At 38.2% G+C, this 25,181-nt stretch carries 23 protein-coding genes; 13 read left to right on the top strand and 10 right to left on the bottom strand.

Annotation, left to right across the window (positions count from 1 at the left end):
• Positions 1-35 precede the first annotated feature (35 nt).
• On the top strand, positions 36-1,175 hold the full coding sequence (locus G8Y84_RS11160; RefSeq protein ID WP_103158674.1) for a glycerate kinase family protein: 1,140 nt from the start codon (positions 36-38) through the stop codon (positions 1,173-1,175).
• 67 nt (positions 1,176-1,242) lie between these two features.
• Here the strand turns inward: G8Y84_RS11160 and scdA are convergent, their stop codons facing one another.
• A complete protein-coding gene (scdA, locus tag G8Y84_RS11155; RefSeq protein ID WP_037575178.1) occupies positions 1,243-1,932 on the bottom strand; it encodes an iron-sulfur cluster repair di-iron protein ScdA in 690 nt (229 codons plus the stop codon).
• Positions 1,933-2,266: 334 nt separating this feature from the next.
• On the opposite strand from scdA, the gene G8Y84_RS11150 reads away from it, so the two are divergent.
• Both G8Y84_RS11150 and G8Y84_RS11145 read left to right on the top strand, forming a co-directional pair.
• Positions 2,267-3,358 (top strand): Glu/Leu/Phe/Val family dehydrogenase, encoded by a 1,092-nt coding sequence (locus tag G8Y84_RS11150; RefSeq protein WP_165806364.1) that lies wholly within the window; start codon positions 2,267-2,269, stop codon positions 3,356-3,358.
• Between the two features lie 220 nt (positions 3,359-3,578).
• Positions 3,579-4,652, top strand: a complete 1,074-nt coding sequence (locus G8Y84_RS11145; protein WP_103158672.1) for a PTS sugar transporter subunit IIC — start codon at positions 3,579-3,581, stop codon at positions 4,650-4,652.
• Positions 4,653-5,028: 376 nt separating this feature from the next.
• Here the strand turns inward: G8Y84_RS11145 and pflA are convergent, their stop codons facing one another.
• Together pflA and pflB are read right to left on the bottom strand one after the other, a co-directional pair.
• A complete protein-coding gene (pflA, locus tag G8Y84_RS11140; RefSeq protein WP_037575170.1) occupies positions 5,029-5,793 on the bottom strand; it encodes a pyruvate formate-lyase-activating protein in 765 nt (254 codons plus the stop codon).
• 39 nt (positions 5,794-5,832) lie between these two features.
• Positions 5,833-8,082 (bottom strand): formate C-acetyltransferase, encoded by a 2,250-nt coding sequence (pflB, locus tag G8Y84_RS11135; protein WP_103158671.1) that lies wholly within the window; start codon positions 8,080-8,082, stop codon positions 5,833-5,835.
• 335 nt (positions 8,083-8,417) lie between these two features.
• Between pflB and G8Y84_RS11130 the strand changes: the two genes are divergently transcribed.
• Positions 8,418-9,083 carry an SDR family oxidoreductase gene (locus tag G8Y84_RS11130; protein WP_037575163.1) on the top strand — a complete coding sequence of 222 codons (666 nt, stop codon included), beginning with the start codon at positions 8,418-8,420 and terminating at the stop codon, positions 9,081-9,083.
• 282 nt (positions 9,084-9,365) lie between these two features.
• Positions 9,366-10,499, top strand: a complete 1,134-nt coding sequence (locus G8Y84_RS11125; protein ID WP_107366697.1) for a Rho termination factor N-terminal domain-containing protein — start codon at positions 9,366-9,368, stop codon at positions 10,497-10,499.
• A 63-nt stretch (positions 10,500-10,562) separates the two neighbouring features.
• Here the strand turns inward: G8Y84_RS11125 and G8Y84_RS11120 are convergent, their stop codons facing one another.
• The 3 genes from G8Y84_RS11120 to G8Y84_RS11110 are packed head-to-tail and all read right to left on the bottom strand — an operon-like array spanning position 10,563 to position 12,790.
• The gene (locus tag G8Y84_RS11120; protein ID WP_103158669.1) at positions 10,563-11,969 is read right to left on the bottom strand and encodes a PTS transporter subunit IIC; all 1,407 of its coding nucleotides are present in this window, start codon (positions 11,967-11,969) and stop codon (positions 10,563-10,565) included.
• A 25-nt stretch (positions 11,970-11,994) separates the two neighbouring features.
• Entirely contained in the window at positions 11,995-12,297 is a 303-nt protein-coding gene (locus G8Y84_RS11115) for a PTS sugar transporter subunit IIB (RefSeq protein ID WP_037575156.1), read from the bottom strand.
• Positions 12,298-12,316: 19 nt separating this feature from the next.
• Positions 12,317-12,790: a PTS sugar transporter subunit IIA gene (locus G8Y84_RS11110; RefSeq protein ID WP_037575154.1), complete on the bottom strand. Its 474-nt coding sequence runs from the start codon at positions 12,788-12,790 to the stop codon at positions 12,317-12,319.
• Positions 12,791-13,047: 257 nt separating this feature from the next.
• On the opposite strand from G8Y84_RS11110, the gene G8Y84_RS11105 reads away from it, so the two are divergent.
• Complete coding sequence (locus G8Y84_RS11105) at positions 13,048-13,296, top strand: hypothetical protein (protein WP_051604975.1); 249 nt, start codon at positions 13,048-13,050, stop codon at positions 13,294-13,296.
• 57 nt (positions 13,297-13,353) lie between these two features.
• Here the strand turns inward: G8Y84_RS11105 and sdaAA are convergent, their stop codons facing one another.
• Genes sdaAA through G8Y84_RS11090 form a run of 3 tightly spaced genes read right to left on the bottom strand, consistent with a single transcriptional unit; the run spans position 13,354 to position 15,992 of the window.
• Positions 13,354-14,253, bottom strand: a complete 900-nt coding sequence (gene sdaAA / locus G8Y84_RS11100; RefSeq protein ID WP_037575152.1) for an L-serine ammonia-lyase, iron-sulfur-dependent, subunit alpha — start codon at positions 14,251-14,253, stop codon at positions 13,354-13,356.
• A 15-nt stretch (positions 14,254-14,268) separates the two neighbouring features.
• The gene (gene sdaAB / locus G8Y84_RS11095) at positions 14,269-14,946 is read right to left on the bottom strand and encodes an L-serine ammonia-lyase, iron-sulfur-dependent subunit beta (RefSeq protein WP_103158668.1); all 678 of its coding nucleotides are present in this window, start codon (positions 14,944-14,946) and stop codon (positions 14,269-14,271) included.
• Positions 14,947-14,960: 14 nt separating this feature from the next.
• A complete protein-coding gene (locus G8Y84_RS11090; RefSeq protein WP_037575148.1) occupies positions 14,961-15,992 on the bottom strand; it encodes a PTS sugar transporter subunit IIC in 1,032 nt (343 codons plus the stop codon).
• A gap of 403 nt (positions 15,993-16,395) precedes the next feature.
• On the opposite strand from G8Y84_RS11090, the gene G8Y84_RS11085 reads away from it, so the two are divergent.
• Positions 16,396-17,217 (top strand): metallophosphoesterase, encoded by an 822-nt coding sequence (locus G8Y84_RS11085; protein WP_103158667.1) that lies wholly within the window; start codon positions 16,396-16,398, stop codon positions 17,215-17,217.
• A gap of 33 nt (positions 17,218-17,250) precedes the next feature.
• Here G8Y84_RS11085 and G8Y84_RS11080 read toward each other — a convergent pair whose 3' ends face one another.
• The gene (locus G8Y84_RS11080; protein WP_105963219.1) at positions 17,251-18,738 is read right to left on the bottom strand and encodes an aldehyde dehydrogenase family protein; all 1,488 of its coding nucleotides are present in this window, start codon (positions 18,736-18,738) and stop codon (positions 17,251-17,253) included.
• An 831-nt stretch (positions 18,739-19,569) separates the two neighbouring features.
• Here G8Y84_RS11080 and G8Y84_RS11075 point away from each other — a divergent pair.
• From G8Y84_RS11075 to G8Y84_RS11050, 6 genes are all read left to right on the top strand, one after another.
• On the top strand, positions 19,570-20,580 hold the full coding sequence (locus G8Y84_RS11075) for a PTS sugar transporter subunit IIC (RefSeq protein ID WP_105963218.1): 1,011 nt from the start codon (positions 19,570-19,572) through the stop codon (positions 20,578-20,580).
• 28 nt (positions 20,581-20,608) lie between these two features.
• Positions 20,609-21,367, top strand: coding sequence for a nicotinamide riboside transporter PnuC (gene pnuC, locus G8Y84_RS11070; RefSeq protein ID WP_165806363.1), 759 nt, complete (start codon positions 20,609-20,611; stop codon positions 21,365-21,367).
• Positions 21,368-21,490: 123 nt separating this feature from the next.
• A complete protein-coding gene (locus G8Y84_RS11065; RefSeq protein ID WP_037575132.1) occupies positions 21,491-23,017 on the top strand; it encodes an SLC13 family permease in 1,527 nt (508 codons plus the stop codon).
• Positions 23,018-23,198: 181 nt separating this feature from the next.
• Positions 23,199-23,378 (top strand): hypothetical protein, encoded by a 180-nt coding sequence (locus tag G8Y84_RS11060; protein ID WP_037575130.1) that lies wholly within the window; start codon positions 23,199-23,201, stop codon positions 23,376-23,378.
• Positions 23,379-23,648: 270 nt separating this feature from the next.
• Positions 23,649-24,467, top strand: a complete 819-nt coding sequence (locus tag G8Y84_RS11055) for a formate/nitrite transporter family protein (RefSeq protein WP_105996834.1) — start codon at positions 23,649-23,651, stop codon at positions 24,465-24,467.
• 96 nt (positions 24,468-24,563) lie between these two features.
• Positions 24,564-25,112 carry a GNAT family N-acetyltransferase gene (locus G8Y84_RS11050; protein WP_105996833.1) on the top strand — a complete coding sequence of 183 codons (549 nt, stop codon included), beginning with the start codon at positions 24,564-24,566 and terminating at the stop codon, positions 25,110-25,112.
• The last annotated feature ends 69 nt before the right edge of the window (positions 25,113-25,181 follow it).

Raw genomic sequence — 25,181 nt, 5'->3', positions numbered from 1 at the left:
TTCTGTGCTATAGTAGAGAAAAGGAGAGGATCTTCATGAAACGACTACTGATAGCACCGGATTCATTTAAAGAAAGTATGACTGCACTTGAAGCGGCGTATGCGATAGAAAGTGGATTTCACCAGGTCTTTGGGAATGAAATCGAATGCATCAAAATCCCAATGGCGGATGGTGGCGAAGGGACGACACAATCTTTACATGATGCGTTACAGGGCCGATGGCGAATGGTCATAGTCACAGATCCTTTAGGACGTCCTATTCAAGCCGCATACAGTATTGCGAACAAGGGGAAGACGGCTGTCATTGAGATGGCCTCAGCTTCAGGACTAGGACTTATCGCTAGAGATGAACGCAATCCTTTAAAGACCACCACTTTTGGAACAGGCGAACTTGTGATTGATGCTTTGAATCAAGGGGTCTCTCATATTATTTTAGGGATTGGTGGGAGCGCAACGAATGATGGGGGTGCTGGGTTCATTCAAGCGTTAGGTGGACGTTTATTAGATAAACACGGTCAAGATTTACCATTCGGGGGAGCTGCGCTTGCGCAATTAGCAACGATTGATTTAACGCATTTCGACCCACGGTTAAAAGAAATCACCTTTGAAGTTGCTTGTGACGTTGATAATCCTTTATTAGGTGAAAGTGGGGCGACGATGATTTATGGGCCTCAAAAAGGCGCGTTAGCCGAGGAGATTCAAAGCCTTGAATCCGCACTGGTTCATTACAATGAAGTGATTCAACGTGATTTGCATCAATATATTGCGCATGAACCGGGAGCAGGTGCTGCCGGAGGATTAGGGGCTGCACTTCTAGCAACAATAAATGTTCAGTTACGTCCAGGCATCGATATTGTCTTGGAAATGACACGATTTAAACATCACGTTTTAAACTGTGATTTAGTCATTACAGGTGAAGGGAAAATAGACGCGCAAACGATCTATGGAAAAACGCCTATAGGCATCGCAAAAGTGGCACAATCTTATCACAAACCGGTGATTGCGGTTGCCGGCATGTTAGGTGAGGGGTATGAGGCAGTTTATGATTACGGGATTGAGGCGGTCTTTTCACTCGTTCCTGGACCAATTTCACTCGAAACCGCATTAAATGAAGGCCCACAACATTTAGAACGCTTGGCGTACAATATCGCAAAAGTGTATAAAATGCAATTTTAAAAAGCACCATCAAAATTTATCTGAGCGTAAATTTTGATGGTGCTTTAACTGAAGGTAGTGTTATGTCTTAACCTATATTTGAATGATTTTCAACTTTAGGGAATAACACATGATTTTCTAAGTGGACGTGTTGATGTGTTTCTTTTTCTAATGAAGCTAGGCGATTATAAACTAAACGCCAAGTTCCACATGCTTCCATTGGAGGTTGATAGTCGTTGGTTAAACGACGCATGTGCTCTAGTTTTTCTCCAGCGCCATCATGGTCATCCACGAGTGATTGAATAGCTGCTTCTAAGTCTTCAACTTGTTCCCCTTGATGTGCTTGAATTAATTTTGGAAAAGCACGTTGATCCTCCTCATCGGTATGTGTGAGCATCGCAGACTTAAATGAATCATAGATTTCTTTTAGTTCAACAAGATAAGGATGATTGGGCCCATGAACCCGTGCGAGTTTTGTCACATACGGTGTGAGCTGTACAAATTCTTCCTTTAATGTTTCGTGATAACGCGCTTGGATGTATTGGATAAGCGAAGGCACATCCAAATAACTTGGGTTAATCCCTTCGCCTTGAAGTTGGCTGGCTTCTTCTAATGCTTCGAGTAACTCTGGTAAAGTGATTCGTTTGGCTTGATTTGCAGCCGTTTCGATAGAGACATTGCCCCCGCAACAAAAATCAATGCCGTACTTGCGGAAAACATCAGCAGTCTTAGGATATTTCGTTACGACATCGGCTACGTGTGATTGTGCATCGATCATATTATCGCTTCCTTTACTAATATAAGTTACGCTTAGTTTAAAATGTTTGTGAGAAATTGAACATTAGGGAAAGGGCTATATCTCTCCAGGGAAATGGCCTATTTTTAACGTGTGTTTAAGCACAGTGAAATTGAATCAATATTCTGCCATTAAAACATAACAATGAATTTAATCTTAGGGTATGATAAGATAAAAAATAGAGATTGTAAACGCTTGCATACTATCGTTTTGAATCTTAATAAGGGGCTGTACGATGAGCATTCTTTGTACATAATTAAGATTGGAACGGGCGGAAACACATCTCAAGCTTGTAACATACAGAGGAGGAATGGAAATGATTTTTGAACAAATGGCACACGCAGACTATGAGCAATTAGTGTTTTGTCATGATAAAGCGACGGGACTTAAAGCAATCATTTGTATTCATGACACGACACTCGGACCTGCATTAGGAGGTTGCCGTTTTTGGAATTACGCATCAGAAGAGGAAGCGATTACCGATGTGATGCGCTTGGCTAAAGGAATGACTTACAAAAATGCGGCAGCAGGTTTGAATTTAGGCGGTGCCAAAACAGTGGTGATTGGTGATCCTAAAAAAGACAAATCTGAAGCCTTTTTTAGAGCGCTTGGCCGCTATATTAATAACTTAGATGGACGATATATTACGGCGGAAGATGTCGGGACAACGGTTGAAGATATGGATATGATTTATTTAGAAACACCACACGTTTGTGGTGTGAGTGAATCGTATGGTTCAAGTGGTAACCCAAGTCCAATGACCGCTTTAGGTGTTTTTAATGCGATGAAACGTACCGCCAAAGAAGCTTTTGGCAATGACAGTTTAAAAGGTAAAACTGTTGCGGTACAAGGTGTCGGCAATGTCGCTTATCATATGTGTCGCTTTTTACATGAAGAGGGAGCCTCTCTTATTGTGGCTGATATTAATGAAGAAGCAGTGCAACGCGCAGTTAATGATTTTGGGGCAAAAGCCGTTCATGTTGATGAAATACATCGCGTTGAAGCGGATATATTTGCACCTTGTGCCTTAGGTGGTATTTTAAATAATCAAACGATACCTGAGTTAAAGGTGAAAGTGGTTTGCGGCAGTGCCAATAATCAACTCTTAGATGAGGAAACACATGGTCAAATGTTGAAAGAACGCGGTATTATTTATGCCCCAGATTTTGTCGTCAATAGTGGTGGCGTTATCAATGTGGCTGACGAACTCAATGGTTATAACCGTGAACGTGCAACGAAAAAAGTTCAGGGCATTTATGATCAAATGGATAAAATCTTCAATATTGCGAAAGAACAAAATATTTTACCATTACAAGCAGCGGAACATTTGGCTGAGGATCGTATCGAATCAATGATGCGTGTTCATAGTAAATTTTCAGCGAAACCGAACAATCAAATTCAACGTTAATTTCACTGTTAACCATATGTCAAAGTGTGTCTGTAGAGGCACACTTTTTATTTTCAAACATAAATGTGATAAAATTCACAAAATAACTATTGAATTTTCATGGTAATTACTTTAACCTACTTGTAATACATCGTATACATTCACGATAGTATGGAACTGAGACAAAATTTGACACGATTGTCTCGTTAGACGAATACATAAAATATGAGGGGGAATGTAGATGGAAGCAACAAAGAAGAAAATGACATTTAAGACCTTTAGCTTTAATGTGTTAAATGGTCTTGCGGTAGCGATTGTAGCGGGATTAATTCCGAATGCCGTGCTCGGTGGTTTGTTTAAATATTTAGGACAATATGCCGATATTTTCAACACGTTATTTAATGTGGTCATGGGCATTCAACTTATGCTCCCGATGATGGTCGGTGTGCTCATTGCGATTCAGTTTAACTTATCAGCACTTGCGACGGTCATTGTCGGCGCGGCCTCTTATGTCGGTTCTGGGGCGGCTAAAGCGACAGAAACAGGATGGCAAATTGTAGGGATTGGTGATTTGATTAATACCATGATCACTGCAGCCATTGCGGTACTTTTAGTCTTATGGTTAGAAGATAAATTAGGAAGTTTGAAAATTATTTTACTCCCAATTATTGTGGGGGGGATTCCTGGATTAATAGGAATTTTTACACTTCCCTATGTGAGTAAGATTACGCTTGCCATTGGTGAATTGATTAATACCTTTACGACGTTACAACCGGTGTTGATGTGTATTTTGATTGCTGTTTTATTTTCGTTTATTATTGTTTCACCTGTCTCAACGGTTGCGGTCGGTTTGGCCATTGGTATTTCCGGGTTAGCTGCGGGTGCCGCTGCAGTAGGTGTTGCGACAACCGGAGTCGTACTCTTCCTATGCACAATGAAAGTGAATAAAATTGGTGTCCCTATTGCGATTTTATTAGGGGCGATGAAGATGATGATGACTAATGTGATTCGCTATCCAATCATGCTGCTCCCTATTGGTTTGTCAGCGGCGTGTGCCGGTGCTGCCGCAGGAATGATTGGAATTATCGGTACGAAAGAAGCAGCAGGATTTGGACTTGTTGGATTAGTCGGACCGATTAAAGCGATAGAAATGTTAGATGGACCTGTAGGCTTGAATATATTTTTAGTCGCACTCGTCTTTGTTATTATTCCAGGCGTCGTTGGGTTTATCCTTAACTTTGTCTTTACGAAAGTATTAAAACTCTATTCTAATGATATTTATCGCTTCCTAGCCGCAGAAGAGACTAAATCATAATTAACGCAATACGCCTCCATTGAATTGAAAGCACTCAATGGACCATCGTCGGAGGCTAAAACCTCCACCTATAATGAGAACGCCATCAAAATTTACACGTAGATAAATTTTGATGGCCATTTTTTTATTCAATTAAAGGAACGATGGGAGAATTTTTAATGTACATTGAAACTGTAGACTGAGGGCTTCCTTAGCCACAGATGCAGGTCATCGATGCCTGTCACCACACGCTCATGGTCCATTACAAAAAGCCCGGAACCATTGTGCTATGCTTCCGGGCCACCATTAAAGGAGTGATGTTAGTATTTACATGATTTTGTGTACATCAACAAGTGGGTAGGGTATAGGCTTGTTGATGAATTGAAAAACAACGCATCTATTGGACTAGTGATGTTTGTGTTGTTTTTCCTTTGAACTGAATAAGATCATAGGCTTTTTGAACATCTTCATCTGAAGGGGGCTCAACAGATGAGAGTTGATATGGAACACCAAGCGCTTGCCATTTATGCACGCCGAGTTCATGGTAAGGAAGTATTTCAAACTTTTCGACGTTATCTAGTGAATTGATAAACTCACCTAGTTTGCGCAAGTCTTCGGGGGCGTCTGTCAGACCTGGGACAAGCACATGGCGGATCCAAATGGGTTGATTGTGTTCATTCAAATATTGAATGAATTTTAAAATGGCTTTGTTAGACTTTCCAGTTAAATGCCGGTGTTTTTCATCATCGATATGTTTAATATCGACCATGAATAAATCAGTATGTTGACGTAACGCATCAAAATGATTTTTAAAAGCTTCTGTATCATTGGCACAGCCTAAGGAAGTGTCGACACATGTGTGGATTCCGTGTTCATGACACAATTTGAATAGCTCTGTAATAAACGGCATTTGGAGTAGGGGTTCTCCACCGCTCACCGTTACGCCACCACCGGAACTTTGAAAGTAGGGAAGATAAGGCGTGATCTCATGGATAAGTTCATTTGCTGATGCTTTTCTTGAGGGTGTGTTTATTTTCCACGTGTCAGGATTATGACAATATAAGCAGCGCAGCAAACACCCTTGTAAAAATAGGATGTAGCGTAGGCCTGGACCATCAACTGTTCCTAGACTTTCTACTGAATGAATATGACCTTGAATCATGATTATCTCCCCGTTTTCTCAATCTTTTTCCTGTTTTTGTTACATTGACTCGTGGAATGTTCTTGAAATGACATCTAGTTGTTGTTCACGTGTCAATTTAATAAAGTTTACTGCATAACCTGATACACGTACGGTTAATTGAGGGTATTCTTCTGGGTGTTCCATGGCATCAAGTAATGTTTCTCGGTTAAATACGTTAATGTTTAAATGGTGACCATGTTGCATTGCATAACCATCCAAAATGCTCACTAAGTTTTGTTGTTGCGTATCGTCTTCTTTACCTAATGATTTTGGAACGATACTGAATGTGTTAGAAATACCGTCTTTACAGCAGTCGTATGGTAATTTCGCAACAGAGGATAATGAAGCAAGCGCACCGTGTTCATCACGACCGTGCATTGGGTTTGCACCAGGTGCAAATGGTTCTCCCGCTTTACGTCCATCTGGTGTGTTACCTGTTTTCTTACCGTAAACAACGTTAGAAGTAATTGTGAGTACACTCATTGTATGTTCTGAATCACGATAAGTTTTATGTTTGCGAAGTTTACGCATAAAGCTTTCTACAAGTTGTACCGCGATGTCATCGACGCGAGGATCATTATTACCATATTTAGGGTAATCGCCTGTCGTTTCAAAGTCGACCACTAAGCCATTTTCATCACGGATTGTTTTTACTTGTCCGTATTTAATTGCTGATAAAGAGTCCGCTGCAACTGAAAGCCCTGCGATACCTGTGGCCATCGTACGGTGAACATCTGTATCGTGAAGTGCCATTTCGATACGTTCGTAGCTATATTTATCATGCATATAGTGAATGACATTGAGTGAGTTAATGTAAACACCCGCTAACCATTCCATCATTTCATCGAAACGTGCGTAGACATCGTCATAATCTAAAATTTCATCTTCAATCGCTTTGAAGTTCGGTGCGACTTGTAGGCCTGATTTTTCATCTTTACCTCCGTTAATCGCATAGAGTAAAGTTTTAGCAAGGTTGGCACGTGCACCAAAGAATTGCATTTGTTTACCGATGCGCATTGCAGATACACAACATGCAATACCGTAGTCATCGCCATAGCTTTCACGCATTAAATCATCGTTTTCATATTGGATAGAGCTTGTTTTAATACTCATTTTCGTACAATATTTTTTGAAGTTTTCAGGTAAGCGTGTAGACCAAAGAACTGTTAAATTTGGTTCAGGTGCTGGACCTAAATTATCTAGTGAATGTAAGAAACGGAATGAGTTTTTAGTAACCATCGCACGTCCGTCAATGCCAACACCACCTATAGATTCAGTGACCCAAGTTGGATCTCCTGAGAATAATTCGTTGTAGTCTGGTGTACGTGCAAATTTAACGAGACGTAATTTCATAATAAAGTGGTCAATGATTTCTTGAACTTCAGATTCAGTGATTGTGCCATTATCTAAATCACGTTGTGCATAGATATCTAAGAAAGTAGATGTACGTCCTAAACTCATCGCTGCACCGTTTTGTTCTTTAATCGCAGCAAGGTATGCAAGGTAGAGCCATTGTACAGCCTCTTTAAAGTTTTCAGCTGGACGGCTTAAGTCAAATCCATAAATTTCACCTAATTGTTTTAACTCTTTTAATGAACGGTATTGTTCAGAGAGTTCTTCGCGTAAACGAATAATATCTTCAGACATCGTTGTTGATAAGCTTTCAAAGTCTTTTTGTTTTTCTGCCATTAAGAAATCAACACCGTATAGTGCAACACGACGATAGTCACCAATAATACGACCACGGCCATATGCATCTGGTAAACCCGTAATGATACCGGCTTTACGGCAAGCTAACATTTCCTTAGAGTAGGCATCAAAAACACCTTGGTTGTGTGTTTTACGGTATTCTGTAAAGATATGTTCTGTTTCTTTATCTAATTCATAGCCATATGCTTCACAAGCAGCTTTAGCCATACGAATACCGCCAAATGGTTGCATTGAACGTTTGAATGGTTTATCCGTTTGTACCCCTACAATTTGTTCAAGCGTTTCATTTAAATAACCTGCATCATGAGAAGTAATTGTAGAAGGCACTTTGGTATCCATATCCCACATACCACCACGTTCACGTTCTTCTTTTGAAAGTGCCATCACTTGGTCCCAAAGTTGTTTTGTCGCTTCAGTAGGTCCTTCTAAAAATGAGTCATCTCCTGTATAACCAGTAAAATTCAATTGGATGAAATCACGGACATCTACACGGTGAGACCAAAGCCCCGTTTTGAACCCTTTCCAAGCGTTTGTTTGTGTTTTAGCTTCATGTATCATGATCAAACCTCCATTGTTCATCATTTCACAATCAGTATACCAACTCTTGTGAAATTTATCACTTGAAAATTGAAAGCGTTTGCTTATTGTCATTTTTTGTATATATTTTGTATGAAAAACCGACACATTTTATTTGAAACAATCAAATTGTCTACGTAGCGTGAACATTTCTTTTTCAAAAAATGTAGAATAAAATAAGATAACTAAAGACATGCTATAAACACTTCCTTCTTTAAAGATGAGATGATATAAGTAAAACGTTGTATAAGCACATGATGTGAGTTTTTATGAAATGTGTTATACGATGGCATTATCAAATGAATGGAGGGTTTCATATGGTCAAAACAATGGTGCTCGGTGCAAATGGTGGCGTTGGACGTTATCTCGTTCAACTTTTAAAAGAAAACAACCAATCATTTACAGCTGGCGTACGTAAACAAGAGCAAAAAGAAGCGTTAGAAGCACAAGATATTCAGGCAGCATTGATTGATGTTGAACATGACAGTATTGAAACGTTACAATCGCAATTTGAAGGGTATGATCAAGTTGTATTCTCAGTCGGTTCAGGCGGAAAAACCGGTGCAGACCAAACACTCGCAGTAGATTTAGATGGTGCGGTCAAAGCCATTAAAGCGAGTGAGGCAGCGAACGTGCCTCATTTTGTTATGGTCTCTACATGGGATTCAAGACGTGAAGCGATTGAAGAAGGCGGAGATTTGAAACCATATACCATTGCCAAACATTACGCAGATGATTATTTAAGACACAGTCAATTAACAGCAACTATTGTCCATCCAGGTGGTTTAACAGACGAAGAAGGTACGGGTAAGGTGCGTATTGAAGCACTATTTGATCAACCTAAAGAACGCAAAATTGCACGTCAAGATGTTGCGCGCGTATTGTATGAAATTGTGACACAACCTGAAAATCAAGGCAAAGAGTTCCAAGTTCTAAATGGAAATCAAGATATTCAAAAAGCATTACTCGCCTATCAATCGTAAGGATGTCTTTTTGAGAAGAAAATATATATATAAATTTATGCACAGATTGCATGATGTTTTAAGCGTTTAAAGCATTCATGTTGATTTGTGCTTTTTTTGTTTTTACTTTCCTCGTGAACAACAAATTTGAGAAATTTAAATAAAGTTTCTTTATTACATTAAATGATATTAAAATGTTTAATGACAGTTCTGTATTAAAAAAAGATTTAAGCATATGTTCATTTGCATTTTATGGTACGGATAGTACAATGAAAGTAACTATTAATCGAATAGGTGATCAAAATGTCTATAAAGGATGAAGAATTGCAAGCACTTTTTCAAGATAAAGAAGTCATGAAAAAGCTGAATTTGGAGAGAATGTTTATGGATTTGTTACATGGTGCGCCCAATACCATAATTAATTTACTAGGCAATCCAACGGTTAAAGAATTAAAACAATTATGTAAAGAAAATGGTGTGAAAGGCTACTCCACATTGAGGAAAGAAGAAATTGCTCATTGGTTTATTACCTCCCTCGTCACAGAAGACTATTTTAATGAAGCGGTTGCACAAATGGATGAAAATCAAAAGCGCTTATTGATTCAAGTGTATGCCTTCAATGATTTAGATACCCCGATTGAAAGTAATGTGTCATTTCCAGAGTCGTACTTAATCTTTGAGACAGAAGAAGATGACAGAGGAAAGCATTTATTATGGATTCCTGACGAAATTCTTGAGCAAGTTGGAAAGTGGATTAAAAAGCACGAAACACTCAAACGCTATCAACAAGAACAAGATTTAATTGAAGCGGCAACAAACTTATATGGATTATATTCCTTTGCGCAACTTCAAAAAGTTTTGAATCGCTATTTAGAGCACGACTACTCATTATTAGAAACGCGAAGTATCCTCATGCGTTTAAATCGCTTGATGCCCGAGATATGTAACTTTAATGTAGGTGAAGGTTTGATTTCGAGTGTCGGATTAGAGCTAGAGCCTGATGAATTGCATCATTTCTTAAGAGATGCACATTATTATGAGCCTGAGACGCTTGAAGAGATGCTTTTTTATAAAACACATGTTTTTGGCATTGATGAAGACACGTACTTTAACTTCTTATCGTGGTTAGGTAAAAACATGCGTGAAAATAACGACTACAATGTGACGCCTGATGAATTAGCGGTAGAAATTTTAACAATGATGAAGCATGCCATTGAATACGAGATGGTGGCAGATGTGATGTACTCTTTAGTACAAGATGGTATTTTACGTAAGCGCGTAGAACAGACAGCCATCAATAAAGTAAAACCTGTTTATATGAAAATGCGTAACTGGATCTATCATGGGCACACTTTTGAAGAATATATGGAAATTATGAATCAAGAAGAGCGCCATCAAAATGGGAAAGTGATTGATTTTAAAGCGTATAAGAAATAAAAAGAGAGCTACGAAAATGATTTTGCATTTTCGTAGCTCTTTTTTGTGGTGTCCTTTTTGAAATTATTGGTTACTTTCAGAGGCATAAACTTTGTTGCGCTTTTTCATTTCATACGCGTACCATAAGAAGAGAAGTAAGTACGCAATAAGTGCTAATAGTGCATAAATGATAAATTGAACTTGCCCTTCTGACGCATGACCAACAAGAAAACCTAAGAATTTTTCAATCGGTCCTTCCATAGTCGTATGAGAAATGAGTGTCGATTCAGAGAGGCCTGAAGGGAAGGCGCCCACTTTTTTAGCGGTTTGTGTCACAAAATCTGCAATCAGTGTCCCCGACCATAAGAAAATCGGCAGTTGGATTGCACCAATAACAATCATTCGAATGAGTTTTCCACGTGTCACTACGAGTAGCGCAGGGGTTAAACCCATTGCGATGATTCCGCCTAGAGGTAATAATAAATTCCCTGGTAAAATCATCGCTTCTAATAACATAATCGGCGCAAGAACGTTAGCGGCTGCCCATATTTCCGCACGCCCTGCGATAAACGGCCAGTCTAAGCCGATATTGAGTGTTCGCCCTTTAAGTTTTTGGCTCGTGAAATCTGCAATCCCTTGAGATAGAGGTTCTACAGAAGCAATAAACCAAGAACCAATGATTGAGAACAACTCTAAACACACGGCAGCTGTAAAGGCGAGTGCTAAAATTTCTGTAGGAGATTGTCCGGCAAGTAAACCTACGAAAACGCCTAAATACATCCCAATCGCAAACTTTGAACCCCAAAAACCGATCTTGCTATTTAATTTTGCGGCATCGAAATCATATTTATCCAACCAAGGGAAAAGTAAATCAAATAGTTTGTCGAAAACCATAATAATCGGATTAAGCATAAAATTCATATGTGTTGTTGTCATTGGGTTCGTTGCAGGTGCATTGAGTAAATCATTGAATGTGGGTTTCATTAAGTCTGAGTTGATGATTTTGAGTACACCAATAAATACAACAAGCAATGTGGCTATGAATAAATTAGCACCGCAATAAATGGAAAATAATCCTACAATTGATAGATGCCAAATATTAAAGATATCGACATCGAGTGTATTGGTTTTCTTGAGTAATAATAAACCAATATTTAAAAATACAGTAATTAATAGGAAATACAAAGTATAGGGCGAACCCCAAGTGATGGTTGCGAGCGGTGCCCAACCTACGTCAGTGATCGTTAATGCAAGTCCTGTGCGTTCAACGAAAGACTTTAATGCATCTGCAAATGCGGTAGTTAATATTCCAATGATGGCCCCGATCCCTGTTAATGCAATGGCTAATTTTAAACCGCCTTCTAAAGCTTTTGAAAATTTAACCTTAAATAATAAGGCGATAATCGTTAAGATAATGGCCATTAAAGGCGCGGCTCCTAACTGGATTAATGGTTCAAAAAGGGTATTTGAAAAATCAATGATTTGTTTCATTTGGCTTCCCCCTCACGATGATGACTTAACGTTGCATACTTTTAATGATGTTTTCAATTTCATGATAAACAGGTTCTGCCATTGCTGGAATGCGATATAAAATGGCCCCCGCGTCTACAACAGGTATGTCGATGTCAAATCCTAAATCTGTATTGGCAATTTGCGCAAAAATATCGTATTTAGAAATTAAATCTTTAGTCACGTCTTTAATCATGACTGCGTCACAACTGACTTGATAACCTCTCGCTGTAAGTTCACTTTCTAAGGCAGATTTAATTTGATGGCTTGAATTCACACCTGCACCACAGGCTGCTAAAATTTTAATCATGGTCTTCACTACTTTCTTCTTAATTTGTTAGTATTTCAAAAATTTCTTGTGAATCTTCTGAGCTGAATAATTTTTGTAATTGTGCGTGATCTGTTTGATTCAAATAATCCATTATTTCTGCGAGTATATTCGCTTGTGCCTCTGTATCGTGATTCAAAATAAGAAATAAAAAAGAGACCTCTAAAGCTTTGTCTGGAGAAATCATATTCTGAAATGCTATCGATTGTTTAAGTTGAATAGGAACGATACGCGTTTCGTTCACAAACTGACTTTCAGTGTGTGGGATAGCAATATCAGGTAAATCGTGATGAATGGGTGATAAATCGAGTCCTGTCGGATAGTTTGCTTCTCTTTCGAGTAAATGCTTCAAAAAGTCTGTTTTCACTAGAGACAGGTGAGACAACTTTTCAGATATCAACTCAAAAACTTGCGACTGTGTTGTTGCATCTACAACAAATACGGTATCTGAATGAATGTACTGTTGAATAGACATCGATGGACCTCCTTTGTATCAAATTGTAAATGTTTGATATTGTTTAATAATGTTTACTTAATGATAAAGCGCTTTCATTTATTTGTCAATATAAGAGGAAAATGTTCACAAATTAAACAATTTAAGGATGGGTGTTGAAATGTGTGTGGTTTTTAAAAATATAAAAATACAAAATTATCTGAAAAAGGGTATCTTTTCAACATCTTTCGTGGTATAACATGTATAAGACAAAAAAAGGGGAACAAAGGGGTGAGATGATGCTTAAAAACTTCTTATTTTTATTTATTGCATTGGTCGTATCAACAAGTATTGCGGAGAACTATTTGATTGCAGGGACTTGGCAATATTTGTTTATGCAATCAATTTCATTGAGTATCATCATCTTTTTTATTTATCATTTTATAAGATTTAAGGTGAAAGATCGACAAACTGAAGAACAACAGGAACACACACCGACCTTTCATCAAGAGACCTATCAGCATCACTTGTTAAAAAAAGATAAATAATAAAAAAACGGGGTTAAAGGCATCATCAGATGCCCTTAACCCCGTTTTGTTTACTGTTTATGAAAAGACTTGTTCTTGATTTGAACTGCCGAAGATTTTTTCTTTAATCGCTTGACCTGTTGGTGTTCCTGCTAAACCACCGATACCTGTTTCGCGTAAAGAAGCAGGTAAGTTACGGCCAACTTTATCCATTGCCATAATGACTTCATCAACTGGGATACGGCTTTCAACGCCTGCTAATGCAAGGTCAGCTGAAATTAAACCATTACCAGAACCGATAGCATTACGCATCACACATGGAATTTCCACAAGACCAGCAACAGGGTCACATACAAGACCTAATAAGTTACTTAAACTGATAGCAATAGCATGGCCTGCTTGTGAAGGTGTCCCTCCAAATGTTTCAACTGCAGCCGCAGCCGCAATAGCTGATGCTGTACCGACTTCAGCTTGACAACCTCCCGTTGCACCGGCAACAGAGGCATTATTGGCAATGATTAAGCCACACATTGAAGCCGAGAATAAAAATTTAATCATTTGTTCATTATCAAGGTGATGTGTTTTTTCTAATTTAAAGAGCACGCCCGGGATCGTTCCCGAGGAACCAGCTGTTGGTGTGGCACAAATGATACCCATAGCAGCGTTAACTTCATTTGTAGCAATCGCACCTTGAACGGCTGTAATCATATCATGACCAGAAAGGGCTTGGTGTGTTTCATTATATTTAGCGACTTTAATCGCATCTTGTCCTGTATAGCCAGTCACACTTTTTACGCCTTCGCCTGTTGAGCCTTTTTCCACAGCATTGCGCATTGTATCTAAATTTTGTTGCATCATTTCAAAAACTTCTTCACGTGAAAGCCCACGTGTCATCATTTCGTGTTCAATCATAATTTCTGAGAAGGATTTGGAATGTGTTTCAGCGTATTCGATTAATTCTTTCATTGAATCAAACATATCGATTCCTCCAGACTATTGTATATATGAGAATTTTAAGTTCGTATATTTTTGACGTATTTCATCTAATAATTCCGGTTTAATAGCTTTATTTAAATGTAGCGCCAGTAAACAACGATCTTGGCTCATTGTTTTAATTTCTTCGTTAATATCTACACTTTTTTCAACGAGATCATTAATTAAATGGTTGATTTGAGACATATCACATTCACCGTCAATAACTAATAAATTTGGTGTATGTGACAGTAAGATACACATGTTATTGACATGAATACTTTTGACTTTAAAAGCACCGCCACCAATGGAAATTCCATTCAGTTCAACGTGACGATCCCCTTTATCAATAATAATTAAAGCGCAGTTCGGATGTTCGCCAAGGCTCGCACCTTTTTCTTCAATAAATTCCAAAGGGATCCCTTGTTCACGTGCGATAGTTGTAGATGTTTTGATACGTGAATCAAATGTACTAAAGCCAAGTAAGCCACCGATAATTGCTAAATCTGTGCCATGTCCTTTATGTGTTTCAGCAAATGATTCATAATAATGTACTTCAATACGTTCTGGTGTATCTCCTAATACAGCTCGCGCTGCTTGTCCGATTTTAACTGCACCTGCAGTATGTGAACTAGAAGGGCCCATCATAACTGGACCAATCACGTCAAATGCACTTTGATAATCTTTCGTACGTGCCATATATATTCGCTCCTTTAATTTACTTGTTTGTTAAGTTTTGGTGTATTTAAATTAATGCCCATTTGTTTTTTATTAATGAATGTACCGATGATGAAACTTAAAATTAAACTGATGATAGCAACAACAACAATCGTAATGACTGTGCTTGTCACATCATTGAAACCTAAGGCAACAATCGGTCCTGCAATCGGTGTAGCCATACCTGGTTGGTTCACGACAATGCCCATGTAAGTGACAAAGAGTCCATTAACCATTCCGACAATGGCATTTGTACCATACAACTGAACAGGATATTTAGCAATTATATCGATTTGAGTGAGCGGTTCAATTGCAACGGCAAACGCTTTACCTGGATTGCCGATTTTAAGTTTTCTAAACATTACAAAGTTAACGAATGAGCTTCCCATACAACCTAGCGCACCGATGGCCATTGGCACACCTGTTAAGCCAAGAAGACTTGTGAATACCATTGAACTTAGAGGCGTCATACCTACGACAGGCACAATCGCACCAATCACTAAAGCTAAAGCATATGGGTTGTTATCTCCAACAGCAGTAACAGCAGTACCAATTTGTTTAAGGACAGCAGTCACACTTGGAGAGACGATAGAAGCGATACCATAAGTAATGGCAGGAGAGAGTAAAATCACAACGATGAGATCCAATCCTTCTGGTACTTTCTTTTCTAAATATTTAAGACCAAACGCTACAAAATAAGCTGCAATAAATGCAGGAAGAAGTTTAAAATCAAAAAGCACCAAACCTGTTAACACAGCAAATACTGGATTTACTCCAAATTTTAAACACGTTAAAATACCTACGGCAACACCACTTAAACTCCCAGCGATTTCACCAAGTTTTGTGAAATATTCTAAGTGAAATACGCCACCAATCGCATATTTTAAGAACGCTTCAGGTAAAAATGTCGCACATGCTGCTCCCGATAATGCTTGTAAACTGACTTTTCCATTAGGGGCAAATTTCAAAAACAAAGTCATTGCAAGTAAAACAACGAGTAATGTTCCAATACCTAAAATAAAATCCATAATCTTTCCTCATCTCAATTAAATTTTAGTTTTTTTATAAGCGCGCTTTATTTCCAAATCAAATATAGACTTTTTTGAAAGCGTATGCAATAGCCGTATTTCAAGGGATGAAGGCATTTTTATTAGTTGAAAATACTATTAATAAAAATTTTATAGAGATTGTGAAATGTTTTTCAAACAAAGGACTATTATACCGCAACGCTTTGACGCTTTTTCACATTAAAGTAATAAATTTTACCGCATTTTTATACTAAAATGACATATTTGTGACATTGAAAAGTTCTAATTATGATAATTTTCAGAAATAGATAATATGCAATATATGAGTAAAATGTAAATGGTGTCAGTATACTCTTTTCTAGTATTTGGAACGTATGAGATAATAAAAATGGAGGGGTAAAAAATGAAATTGGGTGTGATATCGGATTTACATATTGATCGTCATCAAACTTACAGTTCTGAAATATATTTAAAATATTTAATCGAAGTGATTGAAGAAGCGAGGGTCTCTTTAATCATTATTGCAGGAGATATATCGAATAACAGCGAGCGAACGCTAGCTTTCATCAATCAGCTAGATGCTGCGATTACAGCACAAGTGGCCTTTGTCCCCGGTAATCATGATATTTGGCGGAATAAAGAAGATACTACTACGACGGAGGCGATATTAAAGCGATATCGTGAGCACCCACTATGTTTAATGCATGCACCTATCATTCGAGGGGATTGGTGTATCGTTGGGCATATGGGATGGTTTGACTATGCGTATGCTGATGCGCGGTTTAGTGATGAAAAATTACAACGAGGTAAACATTATGGAGCCACTTGGCAAGATTTAGTCCATACGGATTTTACTGAGGAGGCAAGCGTGCGCGCGATGCACTATGCCGATGAAGTCAATAAGCAATTAGAGCAATATCAAGGAAAGAAAGTTATTCTTGTGACGCATTTTGTCACACACCCAGCATTTTTAGTGCCAACACCGCATCGCGTGTTCGATTTTTTTAATGGATTTATAGGGACACAAAGTTTTGATGCGCTATTTGAACGTTATCCAATACGATATAGCATCATGGGGCATGTCCATTTTAGAAAGGTGGTCCATGAGGAAAATACGAGTTATATTGCGGCATGTTTAGGTTATCCAAGAGAATGGAGAACGCCTGATTTGAAAACAGAACTAGAACGTACGATACAAGTCATTGATATAGAGGAAGAGGCGTAGACGGCAAGTCTACGCCTCTTATTTAAGGTCAACTTAGTATAAACCTTTTGTTTCATTACTTGTATCGATATAAATGTTTTTCACTTGTTGATAATTTTTAATCGCTTCTTTATAAGTTTCGCGTCCGATACCAGATTTTTTATATCCGCCAAATGGTGCCCCTTCAGGTACTTGGTTGTATGTGTTAATCCACATACGGCCTGTACGAACATTTTTAGCAATATTGAGGGCACGATTAATATTTGTTGAGAATACGCCACCGGCTAAACCGTATTCTGAATCGTTCGCAATTTCTACAGCTTCTTTGTCGTCTTTAATTTTAATAACGACAAGCACAGGTCCAAATATTTCTTCTTGTGCTAGTTTATTTTTATTATCGTTTAATTCAATAATTGTCGGTTGGAAGAAATGACCTTTATCTAAACCATTGTCAGTGATACGTTCGCCTCCAGCTAAAATGTTGGCGTTATTTTCTTTAGCGAAGTCGATATAGCTTTGGATTTTTTCGATTTGATCTGGACCAGTTTGTGAACCCATTTGTGTGTTCATATCTAATGGGTCGCCAACTTTAATTTTTTTGAAGGCTTCCACTAATTTTGGAACAAATTCATCATATATATCCTCGTGTACGAGTAAACGTGAGCCAGCACTACATACTTCACCTTGGTTAAATAAAATACCGAGTTGACTGCCTTCTAATGCCACTTCTTGATTGGCATCATCTAAAATAATGTTGGCACTTTTACCGCCAAGTTCTAATGTTGCAGGAACAATACGTTTTGCTCCAGCTTCAGCGACTTGGTAACCTACATCTGTAGATCCAGTAAATGATAATTTATCGACACCTTCATGGTTGAAAATGGCGTTTCCGGATTCAGAACCTTTACCTGTTACGACATTCACAACGCCTGGAGGTAAAACTTCTTGGAAAATTTTAGCTGTTTCAATTAAGCTCACAGGTGTTGATGATGAAGGTTGGATGACTACAGTATTACCGGCAGCAAGTGCAGGTCCGAGTTTCCATGCTGCAAGTAGACTAGGGAAGTTCCAAGCCACGACAGCGCCTACCACACCGATTGGCTCATGAGTAATAAGGCTGAGTGTATGTTCGTCCATTTGATTGACAGATCCTTCATCTAAATCTGTCACGCTCGCAAAATATTGATAATGACGTGCTGCAAGCGGAATATCTATCATAGAAGCTTCGCGTAATGCTTTACCTGTATTAATACTTTCGATTGTTGCAAGACGGTCTTTTTGATCTAAGATGCGACGACTGATTTCACGTAGTAAATCAGAACGTTCTTGTTTAGAGATACGTGACCAAGATGGAAAGGCTTCTTGTGCTGCTTTAACAGCTTTATCAACGTCTTTCTCATTGGCTTTTGCAATTTTTGTGATGACTTCACTTGTTGCTGGGTTGTGGACTTCTAAATATTCACCAGATTCTGGTGCCACAAATTCACCGTTTATAAATAAATCATATTGCTCTGAGATATAGTCTTTTACTTGAATTGACATCTATTTCAGCCCCTTAGTTTTAGAGCGATGACAAAGGTCAAAACGCTCCTTAATATTAATCTTGCTCTTTCATTATTTTAACGCTTGTAGGAAAATAGGTAAATTTATATGACTTATATACAACATAAAAGAAGATTCATATGGAAAATTTAAAATTGGTAGTGAATTAATTTTAGAATGCTAATAAAAACCCCTCTTTATGAAAGACATAGAGAGGGGATAAGTATGGGGTGGAATGAGTATTATCGCTATGAAAGATAAGTCTCGATTCCGCTTCAACTTTTCAATGGGGAAAAATTGAAAGACTCATGTTTGAAAATGACTGATTTACATCCGTTTAAAGCCATTGTGAAGAGTGTGTAAGTGTAAGTATGTTGCACAATGTCTTTAAGAGATACAACTTTTATAGAAATAAAAAATTGTATCTACTCTACATTATAAAGATTATTCTGATATTTGTAAACAGTAATTATTACGATTAATGCAACTCGAACTAAGGTCTTAGAAAAAGAGCGTTCTATTGTCCGATGTGAGTCGGAATAAAATGGGGTATTCTATGTATAGAACAGTTAATCAAACAATTCCCAATCCTAACTGTTCAATCCCAATTAAGATAAAAGATACACCCCAAAAGCAAGACCTGTAAGACCTCCTTAAATAAAGTAGAACTAAAGTTGATAAAGCGCACTGTGTTCCCCGCACAGTGCGTTTTTGTATGTATAAAACGCGTTTATGTAACTGAAAATTCAGTGTCCTCGGTTCAAAAGTTCTATGGTAATATAAAACTTGTATGGTTCAACTGTACAAATTCATTCAGGGGGAGAAGAGACATTGAAAACATTATTACATAGATGGTTTATCGAAGGGCTTAGTTTTATGACCTTAGGCCTATTTTGTTCTCTTATTATCGGGCTTATTTTAGAGACGATAGGCAAACAAACGTTATTTCCTAATATAGATTTAAGCTTTTTAGTCAGCATTGGTAATGTCGCTAAAGGGTTAACAGGTGCAGCAATTGGGGCTGCGATGGCATACGGATTTAAAAGTAAACCTTTAGTCATATTTTCAGCACTCATTGTCGGGATGATGGGATACGAAACATTTGCAGGCGGCGCTGTGGGTGCATTTTTTGCGACGCTTGTAGCCGTTGAACTGAGCCGACTATATGCACAAAAAACGAAAATTGATATTATCGTAACACCGATGATGACGTTGGTGATTGGAGGTATTGTCGCTAAACTTTTAGGACCATTGCTCAATCAATTAATGAAAGCGATAGGTGCTGTCATTATTTCAGCGACGGACCAACAACCGATCATAATGGGGATTATTGTGGCAGTTGTTTTTGGATTGTGTTTAACGGCACCCATTTCAAGCGCAGCCCTTGCGTTAATGCTAGAGTTGTCAGGACTCGCAGCAGGTGCAGCAACTATAGGATGTGCGTGTCAAATGGTGGGTTTTGCAGTAATGGGATATAAAGACAATGGCATTAGTGGTTTGATTTCAATAGGAATAGGTACAAGTATGTTACAAGTTCCGAATATCCTTTTAAAACCATTGTTATTACTTCCACCAACACTTGCGAGTGCGATGATTGCGCCGATAATGACGGTCTTTTTCCCAATGACGAATAATCCTGCAGGTGCAGGCATGGGAACGAGCGGTTTTGTCGGCCAAATTATGACCATTCACACGATGGGAAGTTCTTTAAACACATGGATTTTGATAGGTGTGTTCCATTTTATATTGCCAATGATTGTCACAGGGTTAATTTACTATGTGATGTCGAAAAAACAATGGATTCGCCCAGGCGACCAAACGTTAAGAACGGTCGAATCATAAAGATAGAAAGAGATAAGGGGATGGGTTAATGTTTAAAGATTTTAAGGGGTTTACATTATATGAGAAATGGTTCTTTAGTCTTTTTCTCATATTGCAATGTTTTGTATTTGTTCTTCCTTTATTAGTTGGTGAAGCACAAGGGATTGGAAAAGAGGCGATACTTAACCTGATTGCAAGTATTTCAGGTGTGGTTTGTGTATTTATGGCCGCTAAGGGGCGTTTGTCTACCTATTTTTTCGGAGTGATTCAAGTATGTACCTACGGCTATTTAAGCTTTAAGGCCCATTTTATGGGAGAAGTGGGCATGCAAGTGATTTTTCTCATTTTTCAATTTATAGGACTCGTGGTTTGGTGGCGCCATATGAAACAAGATCCTGAAGGCAAAAATGCGAAAGTCAAAGAAGTCGATGCCAAAGGGTTAACCCCATTGACGTGGATAGTGACATTAGTGTTGACAGTTGTTCTTTATTTAGGACTTGTCGCGCTTTTATATCAACTTTCAGGCGATTTTTATGCCCAACATCCATGGGTAGACGGGGCTTCTACCGCTTTATCTATTGTGGGGCAAACGTTGATGACCCTTCGCTTTAAAGAGCAGTGGTTATTTTGGATTGCTGTCAATCTCATTACAATTGTTTTATGGGCACAAGCTTTCAATGATGCCATACAGACGCATACGGTCTCTTACGGCGCAATGGCGATGATTTTAATGTGGATGGCCTTTTTAATCAACAGTATATACGGATATAGACAATGGCGACGAAATCAAATGACTGGAAACGTTTAGAAATCCAACTTATTTTAAACTAAAAATAAATGTAAAATTTTTGTGAATGTTTGAACATGAGTGGGCGACAACCTCTATTTATTGGTACACTTAGGGTGATTAAAATAAAAGGGGTTGTTTTTTATGGCAACGGCGGCAAAAAATCAAAAAAAATCGACCTTTAAACCGCTATGGTTTGGGTTAAGTTTTGTTGTATTATTCATTATTTTACTGTTACCCACTTCTGATAGTTTACCCGTAATGGGAAAATGTGCGCTTGCCATTTTGGCATTTGCGGTTATTTTATGGGTGACTGAAGCGGTGAGCTATCCTGTATCTGCAACGATGATTGTCGTTTTAATGATTTTGTTACTTGGGTTTAGCCCAGTTCAAAACTTAACAGAAGCATTAGGCAATCCGAAAGTCGGCAAAGATGTTTTAAGTGGCGGAGATTTATTAGGAACAGCCAATGCATTGAAACTCGCATTCAGTGGTTTTTCTACAAGTGCAGTCGCCCTTGTAGCAGCAGCGCTCTTTCTAGCAACAGCGATGCAAGTGACACAATTGCATAAACGTTTAGCGTTATGGGTGCTTTCATTGGTTGGGAATAAAACGAAACGCATCGTTATTGGCGCGATTTTGGTTTCGATTATTTTAGCGTTCTTCGTGCCATCAGCAACGGCACGTGCAGGCGCAGTGGTTCCGATATTACTCGGAATGGTCGCGGCATTTGGGGCTGCAAAGCAAAGTAAATTAGCGGCGCTATTAATTATTACAGCGGTTCAAGCGGTGTCCATTTGGAATATCGGGATTAAAACCGCAGCCGCGCAAAATATCGTCGCAGTGAACTTTATTAATGAACAACTCGGACATGATATTTCATGGGGAGAATGGTTCTTATATGCGGCGCCTTGGTCAATCATTATGTCTGTCGTGCTCTATTTTGTGATGCTGAAAGTCATTCCGCCAGAACAAACGGAAATTGAAGGTGGAAAAGAGCTTGTCCAAAAACAATTACAAGAGCTTGGCCCTATTTCAGGTAAAGAGTGGCGTCTCATCATTATTTCTGTGGCTTTACTCTTATTATGGTCTACTGAAAAAATACTTCATCCAATTGATTCTTCGTCAATCACATTGATTGCTCTTGCGATTATGCTCACACCTAAAATTGGGGTCATGAGCTGGAAAGAAGCAGAAAGTCGTATTCCTTGGGGAACAATCATTGTCTTTGGTGTAGGGATTGCATTAGGTAATGTCTTACTTCAAACAAACGCTGCACAGTGGTTGAGTGATAAAACATTTGGATTAATGGGCTTACAACATATGCCTATCATTGCAACAATCGCACTCATTTCATTATTTAACATTTTAATCCATCTCGGTTTTGCGAGTGCCACAAGTTTGGCGTCGGCGTTAATACCGGTGTTTATTTCTTTAACATCTACGTTACATTTAGGAGATATGTCCATCGGTTTTGTATTGATTCAACAATTTGTGATTAGTTTTGGTTTCTTATTACCCGTCAGCTCACCACAAAGTATGTTGGCTTATGGAACTGAAACATTTACAGTTAAAGATTTCCTTAAAGCAGGGATTCCAATTACAGTCATCGGCTATATTTTAGTCATTATTTTCAGTATGACTTATTGGCAATGGCTTGGATTATTATAAAAGATTAGGGAGTTGTCCTATCCAATATAGGCAACTTCCTTCTTTTTAATTATTTTGATTGTGATAAAGTGAACTTGTATCAATCTTGAGAATGACTAAAAATGATAAAGTAGCGGTTCCAATGCATATAAACAATCTTTATCAGTGTCATTCAACTTTTAAAGTATCAGAGGTGAAAAGAATGAATCAACGCTATATGAAAGTGCTCGGGTTATATGTCTTAAGCACGGCAATTGCCACTGTAGTCACACGCATATGTCATCATGAACACTTCTTAAAATGGTTTACACAAACAACGATTGGTTACGGTGTATTTGCTTATGGTTTGAAAGCTATGAAACGTGCAAAAACAAAAGGCTAAATTTCTTGACCAACAATACAATAAGGAAAAGACTGGAACGTATTTAAGTCGGTTTAAAATAGTCATCCAAATTTATCTATAGGTAAATTTGGATGGCTTTTCCTTTTTAAATGAGTATTCTATCTCAAGGTCATTTCGGTCTTATTGATATTATGAATTGAAATGTTTTTTAAGCATATTATTCCTATTTTTAGCTGATTTTGACTATCTAGTTTAAATGTTATCTTGTAATATAAAAGGGTAGTTAAAAATGAGTGGAGGGGTATGAATATGGGAATTGAAAAACCAACAAAACACCTCAAAGATACCTATGCATCGAGAGAAATTGTAGAAGCCATTGTCAGCTCAGTGGCCATGAAAGAAGTCATGTTAGATCGTGCCTTACCGAGATACATATTGAAATCGATGATGTCTGGCTTTTTACTCGCCATTGTGACAGTTTTTATGCTTGCCATGAAAACACAATTTGCTGGGGCACTGCCTGCGGTTGTCAACTTAATGGGGGCCATAGCCTTTAGTATCGCCTTAGTTTTTATTGTATTAACGCATTCAGAATTGTTAACAAGTAACTTTATGTATCTTACTGTAGGGGCTTATTATCGCGCCATTTCAATTGGAAAAATGCTTTGGCTCTTTACAGTATGTTTTATTGGAAATATTTTAGGTGCATTCGTGTTATTTGGTTTAATGATTTTTACGAAGGTCATGACGCCTGAAATGATTCAAGCACTTTCAGCTACGGTTGATGCAAAAACGGTCGCTTCAACATGGCACGCCATACTTGTTAAAGCGATTTTTGCCAACTTCTTTATCAATATTGGAATATACGTTTCCATGATGTTTAAAGAGGGGCTCTCAAAAACATTTTTTATTGCCGTTGGTGTAATTATTTTCGTGTTTATGGGTTATGAACACGTGGTTTATAATGCGGGACTGTTTGTCGGTATGATTTTTTATAATATCGATGCCGTTTCATGGTTAGACGTGCTTAAAAATATCATCTTTGCTTTTATCGGAAACTACATTGGTGGCGGTATTTTAGTCGGTTTACTCTATGCTTACTTCAACGGAAGTCGCAAAAAATATTAATCAGTTTAAAGTCCGAGCACTGTGCTTGGACTTTTTTGTTTTGAACGTCGATGAAATCTGTTACGCTAAGGTTAACATGACAAAGGGGGGAAACCTATGAGTTCACCACAAATTAGAATGGCCACGCTACAAGATGCACCCGAATTACAAAAACTCATGCACCGTGCGTTTACACCGTTACGTGAAGCGGGGATTGATTGGCCATCCGTGAATGCAGATTTAGAAATGATTGAAAAAAACATTAAATATAACGCAGCGTACGTCCTAGAACAAGATGAACGTTTGATTTCCACATTGTCGATTCGTTTTCCTTGGGAGCCTAAACATAAAGTATCACAATTTCCATTTGTGTGGTGGTTTGCGACTGATCCTAATTTTGGAGGCAAAGGCTACGGAAATCAACTCATGACATACATCGAAGAAACCATTTTAAGAGACACATTAAAAGCACCTGCTGTCGTTTTAGGAACTTCAGCACGTAAAATGTCATGGCTTAAAGACGTTTATGAACGTAGAGGATATACCTCCTTCTTTGAACTTGAAGAACCAAGTGGCGATCGTGGTGCCATGATGGTGAAAGTACTCATTCCAGAACGTTATAATGAATCATTGCTCACACCACCGCCGTGGTATGAAGGGGAATAAAAAGAGATAGGGAAATCCCTTAGCAATAGGAGAAGGGAATTCCCTATTTTTCATATATGTTGTGAAACC

This window comes from Staphylococcus sp. 11511212, assembly GCF_011394755.1.
Classification (GTDB): Bacteria; Bacillota; Bacilli; order Staphylococcales; family Staphylococcaceae; genus Staphylococcus; species Staphylococcus chromogenes.
Note: the sequence above shows the minus strand (reverse complement) of the source record. Positions and strands in the feature narration are given on the sequence as shown.

What these genes read in the sequence shown, in the direction of transcription:
- pflB (WP_103158671.1), bottom strand. Translation starts at nt 8,082, where the DNA reads ATGATACATGAAGCTAAAACACAAACAAACGCTTGGAAAGGGTTCAAA.
- scdA (WP_037575178.1), bottom strand. Translation starts at nt 1,932, where the DNA reads ATGATCGATGCACAATCACACGTAGCCGATGTCGTAACGAAATATCCT.
- sdaAA (WP_037575152.1), bottom strand. Translation starts at nt 14,253, where the DNA reads ATGTTTGATTCAATGAAAGAATTAATCGAATACGCTGAAACACATTCC.
- G8Y84_RS11150 (WP_165806364.1), top strand. Translation starts at nt 2,267, where the DNA reads ATGATTTTTGAACAAATGGCACACGCAGACTATGAGCAATTAGTGTTT.
- pflA (WP_037575170.1), bottom strand. Translation starts at nt 5,793, where the DNA reads ATGATTCAAGGTCATATTCATTCAGTAGAAAGTCTAGGAACAGTTGAT.
- G8Y84_RS11080 (WP_105963219.1), bottom strand. Translation starts at nt 18,738, where the DNA reads ATGTCAATTCAAGTAAAAGACTATATCTCAGAGCAATATGATTTATTT.
- G8Y84_RS11050 (WP_105996833.1), top strand. Translation starts at nt 24,564, where the DNA reads ATGAGTTCACCACAAATTAGAATGGCCACGCTACAAGATGCACCCGAA.
- sdaAB (WP_103158668.1), bottom strand. Translation starts at nt 14,946, where the DNA reads ATGGCACGTACGAAAGATTATCAAAGTGCATTTGACGTGATTGGTCCA.
- G8Y84_RS11160 (WP_103158674.1), top strand. Translation starts at nt 36, where the DNA reads ATGAAACGACTACTGATAGCACCGGATTCATTTAAAGAAAGTATGACT.
- G8Y84_RS11120 (WP_103158669.1), bottom strand. Translation starts at nt 11,969, where the DNA reads ATGAAACAAATCATTGATTTTTCAAATACCCTTTTTGAACCATTAATC.
- G8Y84_RS11130 (WP_037575163.1), top strand. Translation starts at nt 8,418, where the DNA reads ATGGTCAAAACAATGGTGCTCGGTGCAAATGGTGGCGTTGGACGTTAT.
- G8Y84_RS11110 (WP_037575154.1), bottom strand. Translation starts at nt 12,790, where the DNA reads ATGTCTATTCAACAGTACATTCATTCAGATACCGTATTTGTTGTAGAT.
- G8Y84_RS11055 (WP_105996834.1), top strand. Translation starts at nt 23,649, where the DNA reads ATGGGAATTGAAAAACCAACAAAACACCTCAAAGATACCTATGCATCG.
- G8Y84_RS11065 (WP_037575132.1), top strand. Translation starts at nt 21,491, where the DNA reads ATGGCAACGGCGGCAAAAAATCAAAAAAAATCGACCTTTAAACCGCTA.
- G8Y84_RS11060 (WP_037575130.1), top strand. Translation starts at nt 23,199, where the DNA reads ATGAATCAACGCTATATGAAAGTGCTCGGGTTATATGTCTTAAGCACG.
- G8Y84_RS11085 (WP_103158667.1), top strand. Translation starts at nt 16,396, where the DNA reads ATGAAATTGGGTGTGATATCGGATTTACATATTGATCGTCATCAAACT.
- G8Y84_RS11125 (WP_107366697.1), top strand. Translation starts at nt 9,366, where the DNA reads ATGTCTATAAAGGATGAAGAATTGCAAGCACTTTTTCAAGATAAAGAA.
- G8Y84_RS11145 (WP_103158672.1), top strand. Translation starts at nt 3,579, where the DNA reads ATGGAAGCAACAAAGAAGAAAATGACATTTAAGACCTTTAGCTTTAAT.
- G8Y84_RS11115 (WP_037575156.1), bottom strand. Translation starts at nt 12,297, where the DNA reads ATGATTAAAATTTTAGCAGCCTGTGGTGCAGGTGTGAATTCAAGCCAT.
- G8Y84_RS11090 (WP_037575148.1), bottom strand. Translation starts at nt 15,992, where the DNA reads ATGGATTTTATTTTAGGTATTGGAACATTACTCGTTGTTTTACTTGCA.
- G8Y84_RS11105 (WP_051604975.1), top strand. Translation starts at nt 13,048, where the DNA reads ATGCTTAAAAACTTCTTATTTTTATTTATTGCATTGGTCGTATCAACA.
- pnuC (WP_165806363.1), top strand. Translation starts at nt 20,609, where the DNA reads ATGTTTAAAGATTTTAAGGGGTTTACATTATATGAGAAATGGTTCTTT.